Genomic DNA, 22,296 nt, shown 5'->3' on the forward strand with positions numbered 1-22,296 from the left:
GAGGCCGGTCTCCCGCCCGAGGCGCTTCCGAGCGATTCGTTCTTCGCGCCCTCCGTTGAGCGCGAGGTCGACCGCGCCCGCGCCGAGGCGGTCGCCGCTGCCCGCTCTGCCGCCATGGGTTCCTCCGAGCCATCGGAAACGCTTGCGGCAAGCCCTGTCTACCGGGCAGCGTTTGCCGAGGCGCGCCGACGCATCGAGCAGCTCGAAGCGGCTTTCGACGTGGAGGCCGGAAACGCGCTGCAGGCTCGTCGTGCTGCCGCGCGGGCGGCGGGCGAGGACCTTCCGCCGCTTAAGATCGGCGTGCTCATCTCGGGGTCGGGCACCAACTTGCAGGCGCTTATCGACGAGATCGCCTCCGGCAACCTCAATGCCGAGATCGTGCTCGTGGTCTCGAGCCGGCCGAGTGCGGCGGGGCTTAAGCGTGCCGCGTCGGCAGGAATCCAGACCCTTGCTCTCTCCAAAGAGATATACGCCGACCCCTGGGATGCCGATGAGGTCATCGCCACCGAGCTCAAGCGCGCCGGAGCCGAGTACATCGTCATGGCGGGCTACATGCGCAAGGTGCACGAGCCTCTGCTTATGCTTTGGCCCAACCGCGTGGTGAATCTGCATCCAGCGCTGCTGCCGAGCTTCCAGGGAGCGCACGGCATTCAGGATGCCTACGATCGCGGCGTCAAGGTCACGGGCGTGACGGTTCATTTTGCTAACGCCGTCTACGATCAGGGGCCCATCATCGCGCAGGAGCCTGTTCGCGTCGAAGAGGGCTGGTCGGTCGATGAACTCGAAGCGGCTATCCACGCGGTCGAGCATCGCCTGTATCCGCAGGTAGTCGAGCTTCTCGCCGAGGGACGCGTTCAGGCGCGCGAGGACCTTACCGTTTCCGTCGATCGGTCGTAGCCAATCGTTCTCATACAACCCTTGCTCGCGGTTTGAATCAGCGGGCCCTTTCCGGAATGAGCCGTCTCCCACTAACGGGCTTTTGCCTAAGGGGGCAGTTCAGAATCGGGGAGGGCCCGTACCTTTAGCATGATGCTTCGGCTGAGTCTTTCTTGCACCTTGCATGCGGGTGCGAGCAGCGTAGTATCATAGGCCTAGCAATTTCCGCTTGAACGGCAAGGAATGTCCTCATGTCTATGAACAAAGCCAACACGCCGGGCGCGCAGAAGGCCACGAGTCGCAAGCGCTCTGACAAGAACGCTCACCCGCGCACCGCGTCCCAGCAGGTCAAACAGCCCACGAAGGCAGATTTCAAGCGTGAGAATCGCAAGAAGATGGGCACGGGCGTCAAGTACGTGCTCGTAGCGATTGGAGTGCTCGCCATGGTGCTGTCGGTCACAAGCGTTGCGTGCTCGGGCATCCTTAACCAGGTGTCCAACGGCAATGGCTACGAGCTTACCGGTGGCGTGGCGGCAACGGTGAACGGCGTCAAGATTACGGAAGATACCGTTACCGAGCAGATCATGAGCACGCGCTCTTCGTTGGGCTACGACAGCGATGAGGACTGGGCCAACTATCTTGCGAGCAGCGGCATGACGCCCGAAAGCTACCGCGAGAGCGTTATCGATAGCATCGCCGACCAGCTGCTCGTGAGCCAGGCCGAGCGCGACAACAACATTACGGTAAGCGACGAGGAGGTCGACGAGGCGTGGCAGGAGGCCGTAGCCAACTACGACTCCGAGGACGCCTTTATCGAGCTTCTGTCGCAGATTGGGTATACCGAGGAGACGTACCGGGAGAGCCTGAGCCAGAACCTTATGACCCAGAAGCTCTACGATGCGGTCGCGCCGGTCGATGATCCCACGGACGACGAGGTCATCGCCTACGCGAACGAGAACCTCGACACCTATAACGGCGCCAAGCGCTCGTCTCACATTCTGATCAAGGTCGACTCCGAGGCCGACGACGCCACCAAGGAGGAAGCCAAGCAGAAGGCACAGGACATCCTCGACCAGATTAACGCGGGCGAGATCTCGTTCGAAGACGCCGCGAAGGAGTACTCCGAGGACAGCTCTGCGAGCAACGGCGGCGACGTGGGCTGGGATAAGCTCTCTTCGTTTGTCGAGGCGTACCAGACGGCGCTCGACGGGCTTGAGAAGGGGCAAATCAGCGGCGTGGTGGAATCCGACTACGGGTACCACATCATTCAGTGCACCGATGTCTTTAGCGTAGACGGCGAGGTGACGTCGATCGATCAGATCCCCGAGGACCTGCGCGACACGTTCTCGAGCAGCGTTAAGTCGACCAACCAGCGCACCGCGTACAACGATTGGCTTACGGCCACGCGCGAAGAGGCCGACATCCAGATCAACGATATGCCGGAAAACGTGCCGTATAACGTTGATATGAGCTCGGCGAGCTCGAGTGATGCGAGCACCGACGAGGCTTCTACCGGCGAGGACGCGCAGGGTTCGTCAAGCGAATAGGCCCGGGGTCGGTAGGTTAATACCGTCTAGGCACGACAGGCAAGCAGCGCCCGGGCACGGCCCGCAGGCGAGTGAGGAGATACCGATGACCAACGAAGAGCTGCATAACGAGATGGTTGCCGCGATGAAGGCAAAGGACAAGGTGCGCCTTTCCATTGTGCGCCAGGTGATGGGCGAGGTGAAGAACCTCGAGGTGAACGAGCGCCGCGACGCAACCGAAGAAGACGTTAACACCATGATCAAGCGCCTGATCAAGCAGACGACCGAGACGCTCGAGATGTCGCGCAAGGCTGGGAACAACCAGGAGCGCACCGACACCCTGACCCAGCAGGTTGAGATTTTGGAGAGCCTGCTGCCCGAGCAGCTCTCTGGCGATGCGCTGGTTGAGCTTATCGAGAAGACCATCGCCGAGGTTGGGGCTGCGACACGCAAGGATATGGGGCGCGTGATGAGTGCGCTCAACAAGGCGACGGGCGGAAACTTCGACAAGGCGGCTGCTGCCAAGGAGGTCGGCGCCCGCCTCGCGTAGGAATCGGCTCGCACGTGGGTTTCAGTGCGGACGACATGCCTCCGCACTGTTGAAACGGGTCCGTTGGGGCGGTGCATCCGCTTCATCGGGCCCGTATTTTGTGGAAAACAGAGACGGAAAAGGGCGCTCGAGAAGATTCGTTCCAGTTTTGGGAACTTCTTTTCCGTTCCTCTTGGGCAGCCGCAATACTGGTCCAGAAAAACCTGCGGTTATGCCGCCGCGGGCTAGGCTGTGTTCGGCAACCTCCAAAAGAAGTTCCCAAAACTGGAACGAACAATGCGAAGACCCCACGGCGCTTGGTTTGCAATGCGGGAAAAGGGTCGAACAGACGCGTAAATCTACTCGTCCCGTTCTGGCGAGCTCCTGTTTCGCATTGCCAGAGAGAATGCCGGTCCTGGATAAGGCGATCCGTACCGTTAACGTTGCTTCGCTCTGCCCTCGCCTGTACGTGCGCCCCTAGGGCAATGGGCATGCTGCTTCTTGTAGGTTTCACGCCAGCAAGGAGGGCATATGGCACAGCGTTCCACGACGCAACGGGAAGTTCGAACGAAGCAGGTAACGTATGGGTACGCGCGCGTTTCGACACGCGATCAGAACCTCGCGCGGCAGATTGACGCGTTGGAGGCATTCGGGGTAGAACGGGCGTGCATCTTCGCGGATAAGGCGAGCGGCAAGGACTTCCATCGGCCCGCCTACCAGCGCCTGGTGCGGCGGCTGCATACGGGCGATACGGTGGTCATCAAAAGCATCGACCGACTTGGCCGCAACTACGACGAAATCCTTGAGGAGTGGCGTCGCCTTACCAAGAACAGCTGCGCGCACCTCGTGGTGCTCGACATGCCGCTGCTCGACACTCGCCGCGAGGCGAATGGCGTGACCGGCGAGTTCATTGCAGACATGGTGCTGCAGCTGCTGAGCTACGTGGCGCATATCGAGCGCGTCCGGCAGCGCCAGGCAGAGGGCATCGCGGCGGCTCGGGCGCGGGGCGTGCGCTTCGGGCGGCCGCGCATCGAGCGCCCCGAGGCATTCGAAACAGTCAGGGGGCTCTATAGTTCTGGAGGCCTTACATGCGCCGAGGCAGCCGAGGCGTGCGGCGTATCGGAGTCGACGTTTAGGCGTTGGATTCGGGCTCTCGAAGGCGGTCGATAGACCTTGCGAGCGCTTATGAACCCCTCCTATAAAGACCAAAGCGGGGCGGGTCCGAACGGGCTCGCCCTGCCGTGCAATGCATCAAAGTGACAGAATGAAACCGAATTGGGTATACTTAATTCCATTACTGCAGATGTACGGCGTGTTGCTGCTCGGTTTCATGTTTATTGCGAGCTAACGGTATATGGTGAGTGATAGGGCGCGCACCCGTACAATAGGGCGTATTCAAATCGCATAGCTGTGCGTTTTGAGGCTCGGGCTTCGGGCTTGGGCGCGCATATCGTGAAAGGAAGGGACCTCGTCCATGGCAAATATGATCGAGATCCGCGGTCTCAATAAGTACTTCGGCGATCTTCACGTGCTGAAGGATATCAACCTGACCGTCGAGGCGGGCGAGAAGCTCGTGGTCATCGGACCGTCTGGCTCCGGCAAGTCCACGCTCATCCGCTGCATCGATTGGCTCGAGGAGCCCACCACAGGCGAGGTGCTCATCGACGGGCAGCTCGTGACGAAGAAAAACCATCTTGAGATGGCGCGCAAGTATTCGTCGATGGTGTTCCAGCAGTTCAATCTCTACCCGAACATGACGGTGCTCGGCAACCTCACCTTGGCTCCCATCAAGCTCCAGAAGAAGAGCAAGGAAGAGGCCACGAAGACCGCCATGGCTGCGCTCGAGCGCGTTGGCCTCGCGCAGAAGGCGGGAGAATACCCGCAGAATCTCTCCGGTGGCCAGCAGCAGCGCGTTGCCATCGCGCGCGCTATGTGCACCAAGCAGCCCATCATCTTGTTCGACGAGCCCACATCGGCCCTCGACCCGGAGATGATCCAGGAGGTGCTCGACGTTATGATCGAGCTCGCCCACGAGAACATCACCATGGTCTGCGTCACGCACGAGATGAACTTCGCCAAGCAGGTTGCCGACCGCGTGATCTTCATGGATGACGGCCAGATTCTGGAGGAGGGCACTCCGGAGCACTTCTTCACCAACCCGCAGAACCCGCGTTGCCAGGACTTCCTCAATAAGATCCTGCATTAGCGAACGCGATTATCTCTCGGCTTCGTGATGTCTCGGCGCCGATAGATATACGCCCAGCCGGTGCACGTTATCGCCGGCTTGGCGCCCGATTCCGAACGAAAGGGGTATCAATCATGGCTATGACTCGTCGCAACTTCATCAAGGCGTTCGGCGCAGCGGCAACGGTGGCGGGCCTTGGGCTCGCTGGTTGCAGCGGCGGCGACAGCGGCTCGGGCTCCGCTTCGGGCGATAGCGCTTCCAAGCTGCAGACCATCAAGGACCGTGGCGTGCTCAACTGCGGCGTTAAAGCCGACGTTCTTGGCTATGGTTACCTGAACACCGAGACCAACGAGTACGAGGGCCTCGAGATCGACCTGTGCTACCAGATCGCGGCCGCCGTGCTCGAGACCACGTACGAGGAGGCCAAGGAGCAGGGGCTGTGCGAGTTCACCACGGTGACGCCTTCCACCCGCGGCACGCTCATCGACTCCGGCCAGCTCGACATCGTGGCTGCCACCTACACCATCACGCCCGAGCGCGAGGAGGACTGGGACTTCTCCACGCCGTACCGCACCGACTCCGTGGGCATCATGGTCAAGTCGGCCAACGGCTGGACTTCGATGGAAGACCTGGACGGCCAGACCATCGGCGTGTCCACCGGCTCCACCACGCAGCAGCTCGTTGAGCAGATGATCGAGGATAACGGCTTCAACTGCAAGCCCAACTTCACCGAGTACCAGTCGTACCCCGAGATCAAGGACGCGCTCGACGCCGGCATGGTCCAGGCCTTCGCCATGGACCGCTCCACCCTCAACACCTATATGGACGACACCGTCGAGCTGCTCCAGCCCGAGATTGAGTTCGGTACGCAGGACTACGGCGTTGCCACCCAGAAGGGCAGCGACCTTTCCGAGGTCGTGGACGACACCGTGAACGAGCTGCTCGAGAGCGGCTGGATTGACGAGGAAATCGAGACCTGGGGCCTCGTCTAACGATTACAGGGTAATGGACGGCGGGCTCTCGGCTTTTGGCCGCGGGCCCGCTCCGTGTCCCAAAAGGAGGCCGGCGCGCGGGCCCATACGATTGCGCCCGCCGCGCCGCACGGGATATGCTGCTACGCGCCGGTCCCCTTTTGGAACATGCGGGAAAGGAACGTCATGCTAGAAAGCCTACTTGATCCCCGGCGCTGGCAGATCACCTTTGATTCGATCGATGCGTTTTGGGACGGGTTCTTTGTCACGCTGCAGGTGGTTGTTTGGGGCCTGATCTTGGCCCTCGCGCTCGGCACGATCCTGGGCGTGTTCTCGACCACGCGCTCGCGCGTGCTGCGCGCCATCAGCCGCGTGTATGTCGAGTTCTACCAGAACACGCCGCTGCCGGTGCAGGTTATCTTCATGTACCTCATGGGGCCGCAGCTTCTGCAGATTGCCACGGGCTCGGCCGCGCCGGTGCCCATTCCGTCTGTAGTGCTCGGTTTCGTGGGTGTTGGCCTGTACCACGCCGCGTATGTGGCCGAGGTTATCCGCACCGGTATCGAGGCGGTTCCGCGCGGGCAGATGGAGGCTGCGCTCTCTCAGGGCTTTACGCGCGTGCAGGCGTATATCTACATCATCCTGCCCCAGACGTTTAAGGTGATTCTCCCGCCGCTGTGCAACCAAGCGCTCAACCTGGTGAAAAACAGTTCGGTACTCGCGCTCGTGGCAGGCGGCGACCTTATGTATCGCTCCAACAGCTTCGTGGGCACCTATGGTTACCTGCAGGGCTACATCCTCGCGTGCGTGATGTACTTCATCATCTGCTTCCCGCTCTCGATGCTCGTGCAGTATCTCGAGAAGCGCTCAAAGCGCGTTCCCAAGGCAAAGAAACTGCGCGATATCGCGCCCGAGCTCACCAAGGAGGCGTAACCGATGGATGCTTTCAACGCAGCGAACCTCACCTTCATCCTTAACGGTTTCTGGTTGACCATTCGCATTTCGGCGCTGGCGATCGTATTCTCGATCATCTTCGGTACGGTGCTCGCCATGATCAAGCAATACTGTCGCGGCAAGCTGTCTATCTTCCGTTGGATCGTGACGGCCTATATCGAGCTGTTCCGTTGCACGCCCAACCTGCTGTGGATCCTCTTCATCTACTTCACGATGCGTGCTTCCAACTTCGTGGTCTCGGTGGTGGCGTTCACGGTGTTTACCTCGGCGGTCGTGGCCGAGATCGTGCGCGGCGGCTTCAACTCCATCCCCAAGAGCCAGTTCGAGGCGGCGCAGAGCCAGGGCTTTGGATTCTTCGCCACCATGCGCCTCATCATCTTGCCGCAGACGTTCAAGACCATCATTCCGGCGCTCTTCAGCCAGTGCACGACGGTCATCAAGGACTCCTCGTACCTTGCGAGCATCAGCGTCATGGAGCTCATGTTCAACGCGCGCGTGGTCATGGCGCAGATTCCCAGCCTCGATCAGAAGCTCCTCATGTACGGGCTGGTCTTTGCCCTATACTTCGTGTTGAACTTTGGCATCTCGCTCATCGTTCGCGCATACCAGCGCCGTGTGGTTGCTGCGTAGGCGTAAGCTAGGAAACAGCACGTTCAGGCCAGCGTATCGAGGGAAGGCATCATGGGCATCATTCCACAGTTGAAGAAGAGGCGCGCCGAGCTCGAGTCGCGCGTGGCCGCGTCCGAGGCGGAGCGCGCGGGGCAGCCGGTCGTTATCACCATCGCCCGCGATTTTGGCGCGGAGGGCCACGAGATCGGCAAGATGCTCTCGGCGGAGCTTGGGATACCGCTCTACGACAACGAGATTCTCGTTCGTTCGAGCATTCGCGCCGGCGAGTCTATGGACCGCATCGCCGCCTACGACGAGCAACTTGCTGCAGAGAACATGGCGTTCTTGCCGGATCGCGTGGACGCGCGCAACCTCGCCGATAAGCTGTTCGAGAAGATGGCCCAGGTAATCATCGACCTCGGTTCGACCGAGAGCTGCATTATCGAGGGGCGCCTGTCCGACTACCTGCTGCGCGCCAACCCCAACCACATCGCGGTGCTCGTGACGGCGCCGCTTGAGGACCGTATTCAGATTGTGAGCAAGAAGCGCGGGCTCAACCATTACAAGGGGGCGCAGCTGGTCAAGAAACAGCAGCGTGCGCGCGAGCAGTTCTACAAGCGCTATTCCGCCGGCAAGTGGCGCATGGATATGGGCAAGGACCTGGTGGTCAACCGCGCGAAGCTGGGGCGCCAGGGGTGCGTTGACGTGATCGCTGCCGCGTACCGCTCCAAGCTGCGCGAGCTGGGGCTTACCGAGACGGGCCAAGCGCCGCGTACCGTGATTGACGACGATACGCTGCATGTGGCAGCGGAAGTGGGATAGCAGCCGGTTGCCGTTGTGACGCGCTGGGCATGGCGCGCGCCGAGCTTGCCGCGCACCGGCTCTGATACGCACCGGGTTTGATGCATGAACAGGGTTTGGTGCATGAGCAGGCTTTGACACGCATCTACTGCGACGCATGAGCGCCGGCGGTTCGGTGTTTCCGGGCCGCCGGCGCTTTTTGCACCTCATTGCAGGCGCTGTTCGTGGTTCGGTATCGCTCCTTAAGGCAGGATGTGTCGGAGCAGGGCGCTGAGGCTCCAGGCCTGCTACAACTACCGGTTGAAGCCCAACGGCAAGGTTGGCGCCATACCGCATATACTCGAACTGTTCATGCTGAATAACGGGGGAATCTATGTCTGCATCCGATAAGCCGCCGTTCCGCAAGCGGCATCCGTGGTTCGTGCGTATCGCGGCGGCGCTGCTCGTGCTCGCGCTTGGCTTTAGCGCGTACATTGCCGTGGCGGTGCGCAACCGCCTCGAGCAAGAGCGACTCGGTCTGGCAACCATCGAAGCGCCCGCTGTGGCTACGCCCATCGAGGGGTCGTCAAAGCGCTCGGGAGCGTTTACCGCGGAGATCGAGTTCACGAGTATGGCTGCAACCGAAGGTCAGCGCGTGGCGGCCGAGGTTTCCTGGGACGACGACTGGTTCTTCCAGGATCCAACGGCCTACAACCATGAGCTGGCAACCACATGCTCGGTGCTCTCGGCCGTAGCAAATGCGGAATCCTCCTATTACCAAGAGGGGTCGGATGCTCCCGCTTATATGGAGAACGCGCTTGGCGCGCTTGGCTTCGAGGAAATCTCGACCGCATCGTACCAGTACCGCAGCGAGGTCTTTGACGAGGTAATCGATTTCTTCGCTGGCACAGACGATGTAGTGGCATATTCCGTGGCAACCAAGCATGTAACGAGCAGTACGGGCGAGGAGAAGGTGCTCTACCTCGTTTCCATTCGCGGAAGCTACGGCGCAGAGTGGCTGAGCGATTTCAATATGGGCAATGCAGCCGATTACGACATGGATGCCATCGACCATGAGGGGTTTATGCGCGCAGCCGACGAGATTATCGAGGACCTTTCCACTCGCTTGACCGAGGAGTACAGCGAAAACCCCGATGTGCAGGTGGCGCTGCTTTTCACGGGCCACTCGCGAGGCGCGGCGACGGCGAATCTGGCTGCATCCTACGCAGACGACATGACCTCCGGCCTGCGCCCGCTCACGACGCTTGAGAACATCTACTGTTACACGTTCGCGACGCCCGAGGTAACCCAGTTCGACAATACGGGAGAGGCGCTCTACAACAACATTTTCAATATCATGAACCCGAGCGACCTGGTGCCGCGCCTGCCGCTTGCCTCATGGGGCTATACACGCTACGGGCGCGATCTGTGGCTTCCGGGGTACGGCGATGCGACCTTTAACGACCATTACGCTGATATGCGGGCTGCGTTTGAGGAAAACGTGGGCGCGGAGTGCCCGTATGTTCCCGAGGACCGTGCGCAGGTAGATGCATTCATCGAGAAGCTGGGTGAGCAGATTCCTACGCAGGACGACCTTGTTTCTGCAGGTGGCATAGCTTCGCTTATACAGGATCTCGCTGTGGACCTTGACCCTGTTCGGGTGCTGTACGGACATTATCCTGGCGTGTATATCGCATGGATGCAGGTGATCGATGCGGACGACCTTCGCAGCTCTTAGGGCGAAACTTGCGGGCCGTTGCATCAAACCAAGGGCCGCTGCCGGATGTTCCAGCAGCGGCCCTCGTGCATCATGCGCAATCAAGCTGCGAGGTTCGCGGGGTGGCGATTACGCCTCCTCGCTGAGCAGCTTCTCCTTGATATCGGCAGCGGCCTTCTTGCCGGCGCCCATGGCCAGGATGACGGTTGCGGCACCGGTCACGATGTCGCCGCCAGCCCAGACGCGCGGATTGGAGGTGCGTCCGTTCTCGTCGGTCTCGATGAGGCCCCAACGGTTGAGCTCGACGTCGGCGCAAAGCTTTGCGAACGGGTTCGCGCGCGTGCCGATGGCCGTGACCGCGACGTCGCAGGGGATGGCGAACTCGGAGTCCTGGATGGGGATGGGACGGCGGCGGCCGCTCGCATCGGGCTCGCCAAGCTCCATGCGCTGAAGCTCAATGGTCGAGACGAAGCCGTCCGGGCCGGGCAGGAAGCGCAGCGGGTTGCAAAGCTCGAGAATCTCAACGCCCTCTTCCTTGGCGTGATGGATCTCGGCGCGGCGCGCGGGCATCTCGGCCTCGGTACGGCGGTAGGCGAGGGTGACCTTTTCGGCGCCCAGGCGAAGTGCGGTGCGCGCGGCGTCCATGGCTACGTTGCCGCCGCCGAACACGACGACGTTCTTGCCATGGCGGATAGGCGTGTCGTACTCGGGGAACTCGTACGCCTTCATGAGGTTCGTGCGCGTGAGGTACTCGTTGGCGCAGTACACGCCGGGCAGGTTCTCGCCGTCGACGTGCAGGAAGCGCGGAAGGCCCGCGCCCACGGCCAGGTAGAGGGCGTCGAAGCCGTCCTCGTTGAAGAGCTCGTCGGCATCGAAGAGGCGGCCGGCGACCGAGTTGTACTCAAAGTGGACGCCCAGCTCCTCCAGGCCCTTGATCTCGCGCTTGACGATCTCCTTGGGCAGGCGGAACTCCGGGATACCGTAGGTGAGCACGCCGCCACCGGTGAAGAACGCTTCGAACACGGTAACGTCGAAGCCCTCGCGCGCGAGCTCGCCGGCGCAGGCGATGCCAGAGGGGCCAGAACCCACGATGGCAACCTTTTTGCCGTTGGACGGCTTGCACTCGGGAGCCTCGCCCACCTCATCGGCCATGTCGCCGAGCATGCGCTCGAGCTGGCCGATTGCCACGGGCTCGCCCTTGCGGCCAAGGATGCACTTGCCCTCGCATTGGTTCTCCTGCGGGCACACGCGGCCGCAGACGGAGGGGAGCAGGTTGTCGGCCTTGATGGTCGCGAGCGCCCCCGCCCAGTCCTCTTCGCGAATCTTCTCGATGAACTGCGGGATATGGACGCCTACCGGGCAGCCGTTCATGCAGAGCGGCTTCTTGCAGTCGAGGCAGCGGTTTGCCTCGGCGATGGCATCGGCCTTGGTGTAGCCCGTGTCGACCGGGCGGAAATCATGAGCGCGCTCCTCTGCGGGCTCCTCGTTCGCGGGGGTGCGGGGAGCTCCGATATTGGGGCGGTACTTTACTTCTGGCATGCGCAGTCCTCCTCATGATGCTTGATGGAAGCGGCTTCCTCGGCCTTGTAGCTGGCCTGGCGATGGGCGAGGTCGTCCCAGTCGACGAGGCTCGCATCGAAATCCGGGCCGTCGACGCAGGCGAACTTGGTTTCGCCGCCCACTTCGACGCGGCAGCATCCGCACATGCCGGTGCCGTCGACCATGATGGGGTTCAAGCTCGCGACGATGGGGATCTTGAACTCGCGGCAGGTGAGGGTCGAGAACTTCATCATGGGGACGGGGCCCACGCAGAAGCACGAATCGATGGAGTCGGTCTCGCAGAGGCGACGGAGCGGCAGGGTTACGACGCCCTTCTCGCCCATGGAGCCGTCGTCCGTGGTGATGAAGAGGTTCTCGAGCGGCAGCGACGCGAACTGCTCGAAGAGGATGAGCAGGTCCTTGTTGCGGGCGCCCATGATGACCGAGACCTTCTTGCCCTGTTCGCAGAGGGTGCGCGCGACCGGATAGGCGATGGCGAGGCCCACGCCGCCGCCAACGACGGCTACGCGGTCGCCCTCGATCTCGGTCGGGCAGCCGAGCGGTCCGGTGATGTCCTGGATCTCGTCACCTTCGTTGAGCTCAGAGAGGCACTGGGTCGTCTTGCCCACGACCATGAAGATGAACTCGATCCAACCCTCCTCCGGGTTCCAGTTGGCAAAGGTGAACGGGACACGCTCGCCCGTCTCGTTGATGCGCACCATGAGGAACTGACCGGCATGGGCATGCTTGGCCATCCTGGGTGCGTGGACGCGGAACTCGAAGACCTTCTCCGAGAACTGCGTCTTCTTCAGGATCTTGAACATAGAACCCCTCTCTCATACGAGGCAGGGAGGCTGCGGTGCATGCTGCTCGGCCTAGAAGGACGGGCTGCGCGCATACCGGGCTCCTGCCTGCACACACAAAACCGATTATACCCCGCTGCCTGCATTTTCAATGCAAGTGGGTGGCAGGTATCGGATGAGCGGCGCATGCGTGACGCATGCGGTTTGAGGGGTTGGCGCGCTGGGCGCAGCGCCGGTATTTAGTGCTTGCCGTTGTTCGCAGCGGCGCCGTTCACGTGGTCCCGGGCATAGATGACGCCTTGCGCCAGTGCGAGCTCGCAGGCGTCTGCCGCGCGCATGACGGTGTCGTCGAAGGCCTCAGCGTCCTTGCCGCGCAGTTGCTTGAGCACAAAATCGGCCGTGGGCATGCGGCCCGGAGGCTCGCCGATGCCCGTGCGGATGCGGCTGAAGTCGCGGCTGCCCAGCTTGTCGATGATCGAGCGCAAGCCGTTGTGCCCAGCGTGGCCACCGCCGACCTTCACACGCACGTCGCCCTCGGGGATGTCGAGCTCGTCGTGGACGACGAGGATCTCCTCCGGCTTGATGCCGTACTCACGGCAGAGTTTGGAGATGGGGCCGCCGCTCGTATTCATGAAGCTTTGCGGCTTTACGAGCAGGACCTCGCGTACGCCGCCCTCGGCTTCCGTATCGCGCACCTTGGTCGTGGCGACCTCGGCGCCCAGCTGGTTTTTCCAGTACGACACACCGGCGCGGCGAGCTAGCTCGTCTACCGTTTTAAACCCAGCATTGTGCCGGGTGTTAGCGTATTCTTCGCCAGGATTGCCCAGGCCTGCGACCATGCGGATGGGCATTGGTTGTGCTGCCGCCATGCAAGCTCCTTTTCTGTGATGGAGGTCCATCGCGTAAGATCCCCGCACCATTCTCGTTCATTGTGGACAAATTATCGCTGTTTTGGACACGAAGCGCCTCGATTTAGGACATGTCCGCCGAATGTCCTAAATCGTCCGGATGACGGGACGTAGCTCGAGCGCGCAGCTACGCATTGGGAGCGCCCGTGCGTTTCGCGTATGGATCTGGTTCGCGTTCGTCCTGGTTCCATCAAAATGTACTCGGGGTATATCTTTTGTAGGGATGCGATATGGTGAATGAGCGCGGGTGCCCATGTGATACCGTTCGTACATGGAAGCACTTGTGATCATAGACTTTTCCGCTTTGCGAGGCGTGCGTTCCGCCCGCCGCGCGTACGGCTCTTTGCCATGGGGCGCTGTGGGCCGCGTTGAGCAACGCCATGCGATCGAGGGTTGCGTGCCCAACGCGGATATGGTTGATCTTGATGATTTAGCACGCTTGGGCATGTGGGCACCCAATGAAAGCGAGGGGCTCCACGTGCTCGTAGCGAGCGCGGGCGCGCGGCGCGCCCGAGCGCCGATGCTTTGCCATGTGTGTCCCGGCCCGCTGCCGCTTGGTGCGATTATGCGCGTTGCCCCTGGGGTGTATTGTTCTTCTCCGGCGTACACGGCGCTGAGGTGCTCGCGTGGCAGATCCGTTCCTGAGATCCTCGTTCTGTTGCTTGAACTGTTGGGCTCCTATTCGCTGCCGCCAGAGGCCACATTTCCTATCGCGTGGTGCGGGGTCTGGCCCGATGAGGTTGAAAGAAAGTCTGTTGAGCAGATTCACTATCCAAGTGAGCCGGTAGTGACAATAAAAGAGCTTCAGGCAATGGCGCGTTATGCAAAGAGCAGCGAGTACGCCAACTTTAGAACTGCCGTACGTCTTGCAGCGACGGGCTCGAGGTCGCCAGCCGAGTCGATCATGTATGGGATGTTTGCCCCGCCCTTGCGATTCGGAGCTTTCGGGATTTCGTCCCTGAAGGGAGGCATGCTGCTCAATCATCGGATTGACTTCGATACCACTTCGCTTCATATGGCGTCAGGGGTGCCGTATGCTGTGTGCGATGCGTACATTCCTGCTGCCCATATTGATACGGAGTACAACGGAATCGGGCACGAGGAGGAGAACCGTCGGATTCATGACGGGCAGCGCAACAACGGTCTCAAGGGTATGGGTGTTACGGTGCTCGTTATCAATCGAGACCAGATGCGTGACATTGTTGCTTTGGAAGCAATTGCCCGTTCGATTCATAAGGCGGCTGGTGGCCTGCTCCGGTATCGATACTCTGGCGTCCGCCAGCGTCAGACAGCATGGCTCAATGGCTTGCGGGCGGGGAGCGGACTTCCTCCCGCGTAATTTTTCTTTCAAATGCCGCTTTTTCTGGCAGTTATTTCAACTATGAACGATTGCACAGGCGATGTGGCGAGCATCGTCAGCAGCTGGATGGCGGAACCGTCAAATAAGCGACAAAAACCAGGCATTTTGCTAGGTGCGTTGGTGTCAAAAAGCTATGGCGGGCGTCGCAGCGGCTGCCAAATCGTTCATAGTTGAAATAACTGCCAGAAAAATTGGATTTATTGAAAAAAAGTTGCTCTGAACACAAAATAGGGGCCGCGGCATATGCCGCGGCCCCTATTTTGCAGGCGTTGCGATTGCGGATGTCTTACATCGCGAAGTCGCCGCCGACGAGCTTGGAGACGCTCTCCTCGTCGTACACGGCCGCGATCGCGTTGGCGAACTCGTCTGCCACCGTGATGGTCTTGATCTTGCCGGCAGCCTCGACGGGGATGGAATCCGTGACCACGCACTCGACGATCGGGGCGTCATTCAGGCGCTCGATGGCGGGGCCGGAGAAGATACCATGGGTGGCGCACACGTAGATATCGCCAGCGCCCATCTTCTTGAGCTCGCGCACGCTTGCGCACAGCGTGCCCGCGGTGTCGATCATGTCGTCGTTGATGATGCAGGTTTTGCCCTCGATATCGCCGATGATGCCCATGACCTCAGCAGCGTTGTGGCGCGGACGGCCCTTGTGCGCGATGGCGAGCGAGCAATCGAGCATGTCAGAGAGCTTCTTCGCAGCCTTGGCGCGTCCCACGTCCGGAGACACGACAACAAGGTTGTCGGTATCGAAGTGCATGTTGTTGTAGTACTCGCCAAAGAGCGGCAGCGCGGAGAGGTGGTTCACGGGGATGTCGAAGAAGCCCTGGATCTGCCCTTGGTGCAGGTCGAGCGTGATGACACGGTCAACGCCTGCGCGCTCGAGCAGGTTGGCAACGAGGCGTGCGGTGATGGGCTCGCGCGGCGCGGCCTTGCGGTCCTGGCGCGCGTAGCCGTAGTGGGTGATGCACGCGGTGATAGTGCGGGCCGAGGCGCGCTTCGCGGCGTCGGTGGCAATGAGCAGCTCCATGAGCGCGTCGTTGACGTCGCCCGAGATGGACTGGATGAAGAACACGTCGGCGCCGCGCACCGTCTCATCGAAGCGCGCGTAGATCTCGCCGTTGGCGAACTTTTCGAGTGCCAGGCCCGAGAGCTCGACCCCCAATAGGTCCGCGACCTTTTCTGCTAGCGGCCTGTTCGCTGTGCCCGAGTACAGGCGCAGCGTTTTCTGCATGGCACACGTCTTCGATGGGTCGTTGATGGGCATGTTCCCCTTCTCCTTCTGCTCGACTGATGTAACGTTCGAGGCCAATAGATACCGTTACTGCCGCGCGATCTTGCGCTCGGAGTAGCCGGTTATGATGCGCTGCTCGGTGCGCTCGATAGCAAGCGCACCGTCAGGAACATCCTTGGTAATAGTGCCGCCGGCGCCCGTCACCGCGTTCGACCCGATGTTCACGGGCGCGACCATCATGGTGTCCGATCCGATGAACGTGTTGTCGCCGATGGTGGTCGGGTTCTTGTGGACGCCGTCGTAGTTGCAGGTGATGGAGCCGGCGCCGATGTTTACGCCCGCGCCCATGGTGGTGTCGCCAATATACGAGAGGTGGGGGACCTTGGAGCCCTCGCCGATGGTGGATTTCTTGATTTCGACATGCGTGCCCACATGGGCGCGGTCGAGCAGGTGCGTGCCGGGCCGCAGATAGGCGCGCGGCCCCACGGTGACCTCGTTCTCGATGACGACATCGATGCCAACGGTTTCGTTAAGCGAGCAGCCGTTGCCGCAGGTCACATTGGTGAGGCGCGTGTTGGGGCCAACCTCGCAGCCTTCGCCGATGCGGCAGGTGCCGTCCATGAAGGTGAGCGGCCACACTACCGTGTCGCGGCCGATGGTGCAATCCGGCCCGATCCAAGCGAGGGCGGGGTCGATAAAGGTAACTCCCTCCGCCATGAGGGTCTCGTTGATGCGATCGCGCGCGATGGCGGTGAGTTCGGCGAGCTGCGCGCGGCTGTTGACGCCGAGGCCGTCGCGATAGTCATCGCAGCAGAAGGAGGTCACGCGCTGCCCGGCCTCGCGCAGGATGGCGAGCATGTCAGGCAGATAGTACTCGCCCTGGGCGTTGTCGTTGTTGATCTTGTCGATGTGGGCGGCGAGCAGGGCGCCGTCGAAGGCGTAGCAGCCGGCGTTGCATTCCTGGATGGCAGCCTGGCTGGGCGTGCAGTCTTTCTGTTCGACGATCTCGATGAGGGCGCCTGCGTCGTCGAGCACGATGCGGCCGTAGCCGAAGGAATCGGGCGGCAGCATCGAGAGCACGGCGCCCGCGGCTTTTCCGGTGGCGACGGTCTCGGCGAATCGCTGGATGGTTTCGGGCTGGATGAGCGGCAGATCGCCGTTGAGCACCACGACCGGCCCTTCCGAGATGCCGCATGCCGAGAGGGCGACCTTGACGGCATGGCCCGTTCCCAGCCGTTCGGCCTGTTCCACGCATTCGATGGACACCGCGGCGCTCGCATAGGAGGCGTCGATGATGTCGCGCACTTCCTGCGCGTGGCTGCCCACGACCACGATGATGCGCTGGCAGCCGGCGGCAATCGCCGCGTCGGCCACCCATTCGATCATCGGTTTGCCCAGAATCTTGTGGGCAACCTTAGCATGGTTTGATTTCATGCGGGTGCCCTCACCCGCAGCAAGAATGATGGCAGTTGCTTCCATGAACTCCCCCGAATTGCGCGTACCGTACAATGCCGAAGCGCTCGGCTTGAGGCGGTTCACGCGGCTGCGCGCGGGGCGCTGCACCAAGAATGTGACTCAAATCGAGCAGGATGTCACTTGGATGATACCTTAGCGGGCAAGTATGCGGGGGCAACAAGGAGGGCCAAGCGCCAAACGTCACAGCGAATGCGCAGGCGCTGCGCGGTTGCGTGGGGGAGGCGCGAGGAGCGGAGGGCGGTTGCGGCCCGATCGCGCGGTGTGAGGGCGCGGAACCAGCGGCGGGGCGGCGGGCGCACGGTCCCGCGGCGTAGCGTGCGAGGTCGGCGGCGCGGCGAGGTGCTGCGCGGTGGCGAAGCACTAGGCACGCAGCCCGACCGGATGGCAGGCTCTGATTTTGGGTAGACCAATAGCACATGCTCGCAGGGCCCGCGCTGCGCGGTCTATTTTCGCTTGAACATTTGGAGAGATATGCACGGGGATACCATTCTGCTTATGACCTTTGTGTTCGCGCTCGTCGCGGCATTTGCCGGCGGCGTTGTGGCGCGTGCGCTTCGCTTGCCGCCCATCGTGGGCTATCTTGTTGGCGGGCTCGTGGTGAGCCCATTTACGCCGGGCTTCATCGGCGATTCGGATGCCATGAACCAGCTGTCCGAGGTCGGCGTCATGTTCATGATGTTCAGCACGGGCCTGCATTTCTCGCTCAAGGACCTCTTCGAGGTCAAAGGCATCGCGGTGCCGGGAGCTATCTTGCAGATAGCCGTGGGTACCGTGGCGGGGTATGCGTTGGCGCAGGCGTTCGGATGGACGCCCGAGGCGGGCATCATGCTCGGCCTTTCGGTGAGCATCGCGTCGACGGTGGTCCTCATCAAGAACCTGACGGACGCGGGCCTGTACCAGAGCCATGGCGGCCGTGTGGCGACGGGGTGGCTCATCGTGGAGGACCTGGCGACGGTCGTGATTTTGGTGGTGCTGCCGGTGGTCTTCGGCCCGGGCGAGACCTCGGGCGCCGAGCTGGCGGCGGGCCTTGCCGAAGCTCTGCTTAAAACGGTGGCGTTCGTGCTGCTTATGCTCGTGGTGGGCTCGCGCGTGCTGCCGTGGGTGCTCGGTAAGATCGCGCGCTTCTGCCCCAGCGAGCTCTTCCAGTTGGCCGTGGTGGTGATCGCGCTCGGCACGGCCATGGCGGCTTCGCTGCTGTTCGATCTCTCGGTAGCGCTTGGGGCCTTCCTGGCAGGCGTGGTGGTGAGCGGGTCCAAGCTCTCGCATCGCGTGGCTGCCGAGGCCATCCCCTTCAAAGATCTCTTCTCCATCATCTTCTTCGCTTCGGTGGGCATGATGGTCAATCCGGTGACCCTCGCTTCGCATGTGGGAGAGCTTATCGCGCTCGTAGCGCTCATCATGGTGGGCAAATGGCTCATCAACATGGTGCTCGGCGTAGTGCTCTCGGCTGGATTGCATGGCACGCTCACGGTGGCGGCGGGGCTCGCGCAGATTGGCGAGTTCTCGTTCATCATCGGACAGACCGGTATGGGGCTGGGGATTCTCACCGCCGAGCAGTACACGCTCATTTTGGGTGGCGCCGTGGTGTCGATCGCGCTCAATTCGTTCGCGTTCAAGCTCATCGATCCCATCGAGGGGTGGATGCGCAAGCATGCGCGGCTCGCTGCCCTGTACGAGCGCCATGTGCGCCAGTTTGAGGAGCCGTCGAGCGACGTGCGCGATCACGTGGTCGTGGTGGGGTATGGGCACGCGGGCAGGTGCGTGACCGAGGTGCTCAAGAATCTCGATATCCCGTGTTTGGTCGTAGAGCGCGAGCTGGAAACGGCGGAGGAGGCAGAGGCGGATGGGCTGTGCGTGCTGGTGGGAGATGCGGCCAATTCCGAGATTTTGGCCCACGCCCACTTGGATGCAGCGCGCGTGCTCGTGATCGCGGGCGGCGGAGACGCGGCGGCCGAGGCGATTGCCTACGAAGCGCGCCTGTTCGCGCCTGGTCTGCACATCGTGACACGTGCCGAGGACGAAGACGGCCTGAAGGCGCTCGTGGCCGCTGGCGCCAACGAGGTCGTGAGGCCGGAGCTCGAGGGCGGTATCGAGCTTATGCGCCATACGCTCATCGATTTGGGCTACACGCCCCGCCAAATTCAGGATTACGCGAACGAGCTGCGTGCAAGCGGTTACGAGGCCTTGGGCGATAACGCGCAGGGTGCGCGACGGCGTGCTTTCGAGCGCCTGGTGGCGTCGCTTTCCGAGGTGGAGCTCGAGTGGGTGCTGGTGGGCGAGGCAAGTACGGCCGCTGGGAGCACCCTTGCCGACCTTGATCTGCGCGCAAAGACGGGTGTCAATGCGGTGGCGCTCCGCCGCGGAGGAGAGGTGACGCTGTTCCTCGATGCGCGGACCGAGCTGCACAAGGGCGATAAGGTTGGTCTCGTTGGCACCGTGGAGCAGGTGGAGGCCGCAGCGAAGCTGTTCGCGTAGCGGCGGGGTGGACCCACCCGATGAATTCGCCCTCGCTGCCGGGCTTACCACCACCAGAACCTCTCCTCCTCCGTGCTTGACAAGACGTCAGCCTGCAACAGTCCTGTAACATTTCTTGACTCCACTCAACTAAAGCGACACAATCTAGTTCGCCGAAAGGGCAGCGAGGGCGGCACGGGGCCGCGCTCGATAGAACGAAAGGTTGCTCTGCGATGCATGCTTACCTACTAATTTCGGGTGAGATTATTAGCTAGCGCGGGTTTGGTATATCGCCAGCCCGCGCTCATCGCGGGCGGCTGTAAGGCGAGGGCCGTCGTATATCGAGGCCCTCGCTTTTTTGTATCTGCCCGTGCTCGCGCGATGCGTCCAGGCCGGTGAGCCGGCGGGCGCGCATGTAGATCGCATCATCTTCGGGGCTCCGAGGGAAGGAACGTGTCATGAACGGAATGGTCGTCGTTGTGGTGGCCGCGGTGGTGCTTGCCGCCGGCTACCTCGTATATGGTCGATGGCTGGCAAAGACCTGGGGGATCGACCGCGAGGCTCTTACCCCTGCCAAGCGCATGGAGGACGGCAAGAATTTCTCGCCCGCCTCGTGCTTCACGGCGTTTTCGCACCAGTTCAGCTCCATCTGCGGTGCGGGCCCGGTCACGGGTACTATCGCGGCGATGATGTTCGGCTGGCTGCCGGTGCTTCTGTGGGTGCTCGTGGGCGGCATCTTCTTCGGCGCCGTGCACGACTTCGGTGCGCTCTATGCCAGCGTGAAGAACAACGGCAAGTCGCTCGCCCAGCTCATCGACAAGTACATCGGTCGCACGGGACGCCGCCTGTTCCTGCTCTTTAGCTGGCTGTTCACCATTATCGTGATCGCGGCCTTCGTGGACATGGTCGCTGGCACCTTCCAGGCCACCTTCGCCGCCGATGGCGCCGTGGACGCGGCCGCCTCCTATGCCGGCGGCACGGCGGGCACCATCTCGATCCTCTTCACGTTCGTTGCTATCGCATTCGGCTGGATCAACCGCAAGTTCGGCCTTAGCGGTTGGAAAGAGCTCCTGCTCGCTGTGGTGCTTTTCGTTCTCATGTTCGCCGTGGGCATGCAGTTCCCGGTGTATCTGAGCAAGTTTGGCTGGTTCGCGGTCATCGCGGTGTACCTGCTGTTTGCTGCAGCTATGCCCATCCAGACCCTCAAACAGCCGCGTGACTACCTCACGAGCATCATGATGATCGTCATGATCGTGTGCGCGGTGCTCGGCATCTTCGTGCTCGGCGCCAATGGCGAGGCCACGATGACCGCCCCGATGGTCGCCGACATCTCGGCGCTCGCTGCAAACGGCAGCTATCTGTTCCCGCTGCTGTTCGTGTCGGTCGCATGCGGCGCGCTCTCTGGCTTCCATAGCCTCGTTTCCACCAACACCTCGTCCAAGCAGGTCGAGAAGGAGCAGGATACCGTCGTCGTGGGCTACGGCGCCATGATCGTCGAGTCCTTCGTGGGTGTGCTCGCCATCGTGGTGGCCGCCATCATGTACTCCCAGATCAACAACACCGGCGCCGCCGGTGCGCTTCAGGGCACGCCGTTCCAGATCTTCTCGCAGGGTGTGGCGCGCGGCATGATGGCCTTCGGCGTGAACGGGACGCTTGCCACCGTGTTCATGACCATGTGCGTCTCCGCGCTCGCGCTGACCTCGGTTGACGCTGTGGCGCGCATTGGCCGCCTCTCGTTCCAGGAGTTCTTCGCAAAGGGCGACGACGCCGCCGAGGACGTGGCAGCCGAGAATACCGGCCTTGCCAAGGTCTTCTCGAACACCTGGGGTGCCACCGTGCTCACGCTGGCGCTCGGCTTCGCGCTCGCATTTGGCGGCTACAACAACATCTGGCCGCTCTTCGGCGCGTCCAACCAGCTGCTTGGCGGCATGACCATGATTACGCTCGCGGTGTTCTGCAAGTGCACCGGCCGCAAGGGCTTCATGCTCTACGTTCCCGTGGCGTTCTTGCTTGCCTGCACGTTCACCTCGCTTGTGCAGAGCATCATCAGCTGCGCGAACGCGCTCGCTACCGGCGGCATGGCGGTCATCGCGACTTCCGGTCTGCAGCTCGTGTTCGCAATCCTCATCGTGATCCTGGGCATCTTCGTGGCATACAACTGCTTGAAGGAGCTCTTCACCAAGGAAGCCGGCTCCATCCCCGACGAGGAGCCCGAGTGGTCGCAGATGGGTAAGGCTCGTTACGGCCATGGTGAGCGCCCCGAGGCTCCGGCCGACGGCGCCAAGGCTCAAGCCTAAATTGATAAAACGAACCCGGTTCGTTTTATCATTTCTTCCGACGAGATAAGCCGCGAAGGGTGCAGGCGCCCTTCG

At 61.8% G+C, this 22,296-nt stretch carries 18 protein-coding genes; 13 read left to right on the forward strand and 5 right to left on the reverse strand.

Going from position 1 to position 22,296, the window contains the following annotated elements:
* Positions 1–237 precede the first annotated feature (237 nt).
* The 10 genes from purN to GJE22_RS00625 all read left to right on the forward strand — a co-directional run bounded on the left by purN (position 238) and on the right by GJE22_RS00625 (position 10,168).
* The gene (gene purN, locus GJE22_RS00580; protein ID WP_235895749.1) at positions 238–897 is read left to right on the forward strand and encodes a phosphoribosylglycinamide formyltransferase; all 660 of its coding nucleotides are present in this window, start codon (positions 238–240) and stop codon (positions 895–897) included.
* Between the two features lie 230 nt (positions 898–1,127).
* Positions 1,128–2,423, forward strand: a complete 1,296-nt coding sequence (locus GJE22_RS00585; protein ID WP_144687433.1) for a peptidylprolyl isomerase — start codon at positions 1,128–1,130, stop codon at positions 2,421–2,423.
* An 85-nt stretch (positions 2,424–2,508) separates the two neighbouring features.
* Positions 2,509–2,952 (forward strand): GatB/YqeY domain-containing protein, encoded by a 444-nt coding sequence (locus GJE22_RS00590; protein WP_144687431.1) that lies wholly within the window; start codon positions 2,509–2,511, stop codon positions 2,950–2,952.
* Between the two features lie 510 nt (positions 2,953–3,462).
* Entirely contained in the window at positions 3,463–4,101 is a 639-nt protein-coding gene (locus GJE22_RS00595) for a recombinase family protein (protein WP_144687429.1), read from the forward strand.
* Positions 4,102–4,405: 304 nt separating this feature from the next.
* A complete protein-coding gene (locus GJE22_RS00600) occupies positions 4,406–5,137 on the forward strand; it encodes an amino acid ABC transporter ATP-binding protein (protein ID WP_019127466.1) in 732 nt (243 codons plus the stop codon).
* A 113-nt stretch (positions 5,138–5,250) separates the two neighbouring features.
* Complete coding sequence (locus GJE22_RS00605) at positions 5,251–6,108, forward strand: substrate-binding domain-containing protein (protein WP_144687427.1); 858 nt, start codon at positions 5,251–5,253, stop codon at positions 6,106–6,108.
* Between the two features lie 165 nt (positions 6,109–6,273).
* On the forward strand, positions 6,274–7,020 hold the full coding sequence (locus GJE22_RS00610; RefSeq protein WP_144687425.1) for an amino acid ABC transporter permease: 747 nt from the start codon (positions 6,274–6,276) through the stop codon (positions 7,018–7,020).
* Positions 7,021–7,023: 3 nt separating this feature from the next.
* Positions 7,024–7,671, forward strand: a complete 648-nt coding sequence (locus GJE22_RS00615; protein ID WP_019127469.1) for an amino acid ABC transporter permease — start codon at positions 7,024–7,026, stop codon at positions 7,669–7,671.
* 51 nt (positions 7,672–7,722) lie between these two features.
* The gene (locus tag GJE22_RS00620; RefSeq protein WP_019127470.1) at positions 7,723–8,472 is read left to right on the forward strand and encodes a cytidylate kinase-like family protein; all 750 of its coding nucleotides are present in this window, start codon (positions 7,723–7,725) and stop codon (positions 8,470–8,472) included.
* Positions 8,473–8,824: 352 nt separating this feature from the next.
* A complete protein-coding gene (locus tag GJE22_RS00625; RefSeq protein ID WP_144687423.1) occupies positions 8,825–10,168 on the forward strand; it encodes a lipase family protein in 1,344 nt (447 codons plus the stop codon).
* Between the two features lie 108 nt (positions 10,169–10,276).
* On the opposite strand, the gene gltA is transcribed toward GJE22_RS00625, so the two are convergent.
* The 3 genes from gltA to pth form a co-directional block, all read right to left on the reverse strand.
* Positions 10,277–11,686: an NADPH-dependent glutamate synthase gene (gene gltA / locus GJE22_RS00630; RefSeq protein ID WP_144687420.1), complete on the reverse strand. Its 1,410-nt coding sequence runs from the start codon at positions 11,684–11,686 to the stop codon at positions 10,277–10,279.
* Entirely contained in the window at positions 11,674–12,510 is an 837-nt protein-coding gene (locus GJE22_RS00635; RefSeq protein WP_144687418.1) for a sulfide/dihydroorotate dehydrogenase-like FAD/NAD-binding protein, read from the reverse strand. Before GJE22_RS00635 ends, gltA begins: the two co-directional genes overlap by 13 nt.
* A 218-nt stretch (positions 12,511–12,728) precedes the next feature.
* Positions 12,729–13,358 (reverse strand): aminoacyl-tRNA hydrolase, encoded by a 630-nt coding sequence (gene pth / locus GJE22_RS00640; protein ID WP_186297358.1) that lies wholly within the window; start codon positions 13,356–13,358, stop codon positions 12,729–12,731.
* Between the two features lie 397 nt (positions 13,359–13,755).
* Here pth and GJE22_RS00645 point away from each other — a divergent pair, with 397 nt between their 5' ends.
* Positions 13,756–14,736: a hypothetical protein gene (locus GJE22_RS00645; protein WP_235895734.1), complete on the forward strand. Its 981-nt coding sequence runs from the start codon at positions 13,756–13,758 to the stop codon at positions 14,734–14,736.
* A gap of 307 nt (positions 14,737–15,043) precedes the next feature.
* On the opposite strand, the gene GJE22_RS00650 is transcribed toward GJE22_RS00645, so the two are convergent.
* Positions 15,044–16,027, reverse strand: a complete 984-nt coding sequence (locus tag GJE22_RS00650) for a ribose-phosphate diphosphokinase (protein WP_019127476.1) — start codon at positions 16,025–16,027, stop codon at positions 15,044–15,046.
* Between the two features lie 54 nt (positions 16,028–16,081).
* Positions 16,082–17,473 carry a bifunctional UDP-N-acetylglucosamine diphosphorylase/glucosamine-1-phosphate N-acetyltransferase GlmU gene (glmU, locus tag GJE22_RS00655; RefSeq protein WP_144687416.1) on the reverse strand — a complete coding sequence of 464 codons (1,392 nt, stop codon included), beginning with the start codon at positions 17,471–17,473 and terminating at the stop codon, positions 16,082–16,084.
* Between the two features lie 468 nt (positions 17,474–17,941).
* Here glmU and GJE22_RS00660 point away from each other — a divergent pair, with 468 nt between their 5' ends.
* Both GJE22_RS00660 and GJE22_RS00665 read left to right on the forward strand, forming a co-directional pair.
* The gene (locus GJE22_RS00660) at positions 17,942–19,945 is read left to right on the forward strand and encodes a cation:proton antiporter domain-containing protein (protein WP_144687414.1); all 2,004 of its coding nucleotides are present in this window, start codon (positions 17,942–17,944) and stop codon (positions 19,943–19,945) included.
* Positions 19,946–20,382: 437 nt separating this feature from the next.
* Positions 20,383–22,221 carry a carbon starvation CstA family protein gene (locus GJE22_RS00665; protein ID WP_144687412.1) on the forward strand — a complete coding sequence of 613 codons (1,839 nt, stop codon included), beginning with the start codon at positions 20,383–20,385 and terminating at the stop codon, positions 22,219–22,221.
* The last annotated feature ends 75 nt before the right edge of the window (positions 22,222–22,296 follow it).

The organism is Enorma shizhengliae, from assembly GCF_009676995.1.
GTDB classification, from domain to species: Bacteria; Actinomycetota; Coriobacteriia; order Coriobacteriales; family Coriobacteriaceae; genus Enorma; species Enorma massiliensis.

Bases quoted from the DNA above. Each gene is read 5' to 3' on its own strand.
- GJE22_RS00585 (WP_144687433.1), top strand. From the start codon at position 1,128: ATGTCTATGAACAAAGCCAACACGCCGGGCGCGCAGAAGGCCACGAGT.
- GJE22_RS00590 (WP_144687431.1), top strand. From the start codon at position 2,509: ATGACCAACGAAGAGCTGCATAACGAGATGGTTGCCGCGATGAAGGCA.
- GJE22_RS00595 (WP_144687429.1), top strand. From the start codon at position 3,463: ATGGCACAGCGTTCCACGACGCAACGGGAAGTTCGAACGAAGCAGGTA.
- GJE22_RS00600 (WP_019127466.1), top strand. From the start codon at position 4,406: ATGGCAAATATGATCGAGATCCGCGGTCTCAATAAGTACTTCGGCGAT.
- GJE22_RS00605 (WP_144687427.1), top strand. From the start codon at position 5,251: ATGGCTATGACTCGTCGCAACTTCATCAAGGCGTTCGGCGCAGCGGCA.
- GJE22_RS00610 (WP_144687425.1), top strand. From the start codon at position 6,274: ATGCTAGAAAGCCTACTTGATCCCCGGCGCTGGCAGATCACCTTTGAT.
- GJE22_RS00615 (WP_019127469.1), top strand. From the start codon at position 7,024: ATGGATGCTTTCAACGCAGCGAACCTCACCTTCATCCTTAACGGTTTC.
- GJE22_RS00620 (WP_019127470.1), top strand. From the start codon at position 7,723: ATGGGCATCATTCCACAGTTGAAGAAGAGGCGCGCCGAGCTCGAGTCG.
- GJE22_RS00625 (WP_144687423.1), top strand. From the start codon at position 8,825: ATGTCTGCATCCGATAAGCCGCCGTTCCGCAAGCGGCATCCGTGGTTC.
- gltA (WP_144687420.1), bottom strand. From the start codon at position 11,686: ATGCCAGAAGTAAAGTACCGCCCCAATATCGGAGCTCCCCGCACCCCC.
- GJE22_RS00635 (WP_144687418.1), bottom strand. From the start codon at position 12,510: ATGTTCAAGATCCTGAAGAAGACGCAGTTCTCGGAGAAGGTCTTCGAG.
- pth (WP_186297358.1), bottom strand. From the start codon at position 13,358: ATGGCGGCAGCACAACCAATGCCCATCCGCATGGTCGCAGGCCTGGGC.
- GJE22_RS00650 (WP_019127476.1), bottom strand. From the start codon at position 16,027: ATGCCCATCAACGACCCATCGAAGACGTGTGCCATGCAGAAAACGCTG.
- glmU (WP_144687416.1), bottom strand. From the start codon at position 17,473: ATGGAAGCAACTGCCATCATTCTTGCTGCGGGTGAGGGCACCCGCATG.
- GJE22_RS00660 (WP_144687414.1), top strand. From the start codon at position 17,942: ATGCACGGGGATACCATTCTGCTTATGACCTTTGTGTTCGCGCTCGTC.
- GJE22_RS00665 (WP_144687412.1), top strand. From the start codon at position 20,383: ATGAACGGAATGGTCGTCGTTGTGGTGGCCGCGGTGGTGCTTGCCGCC.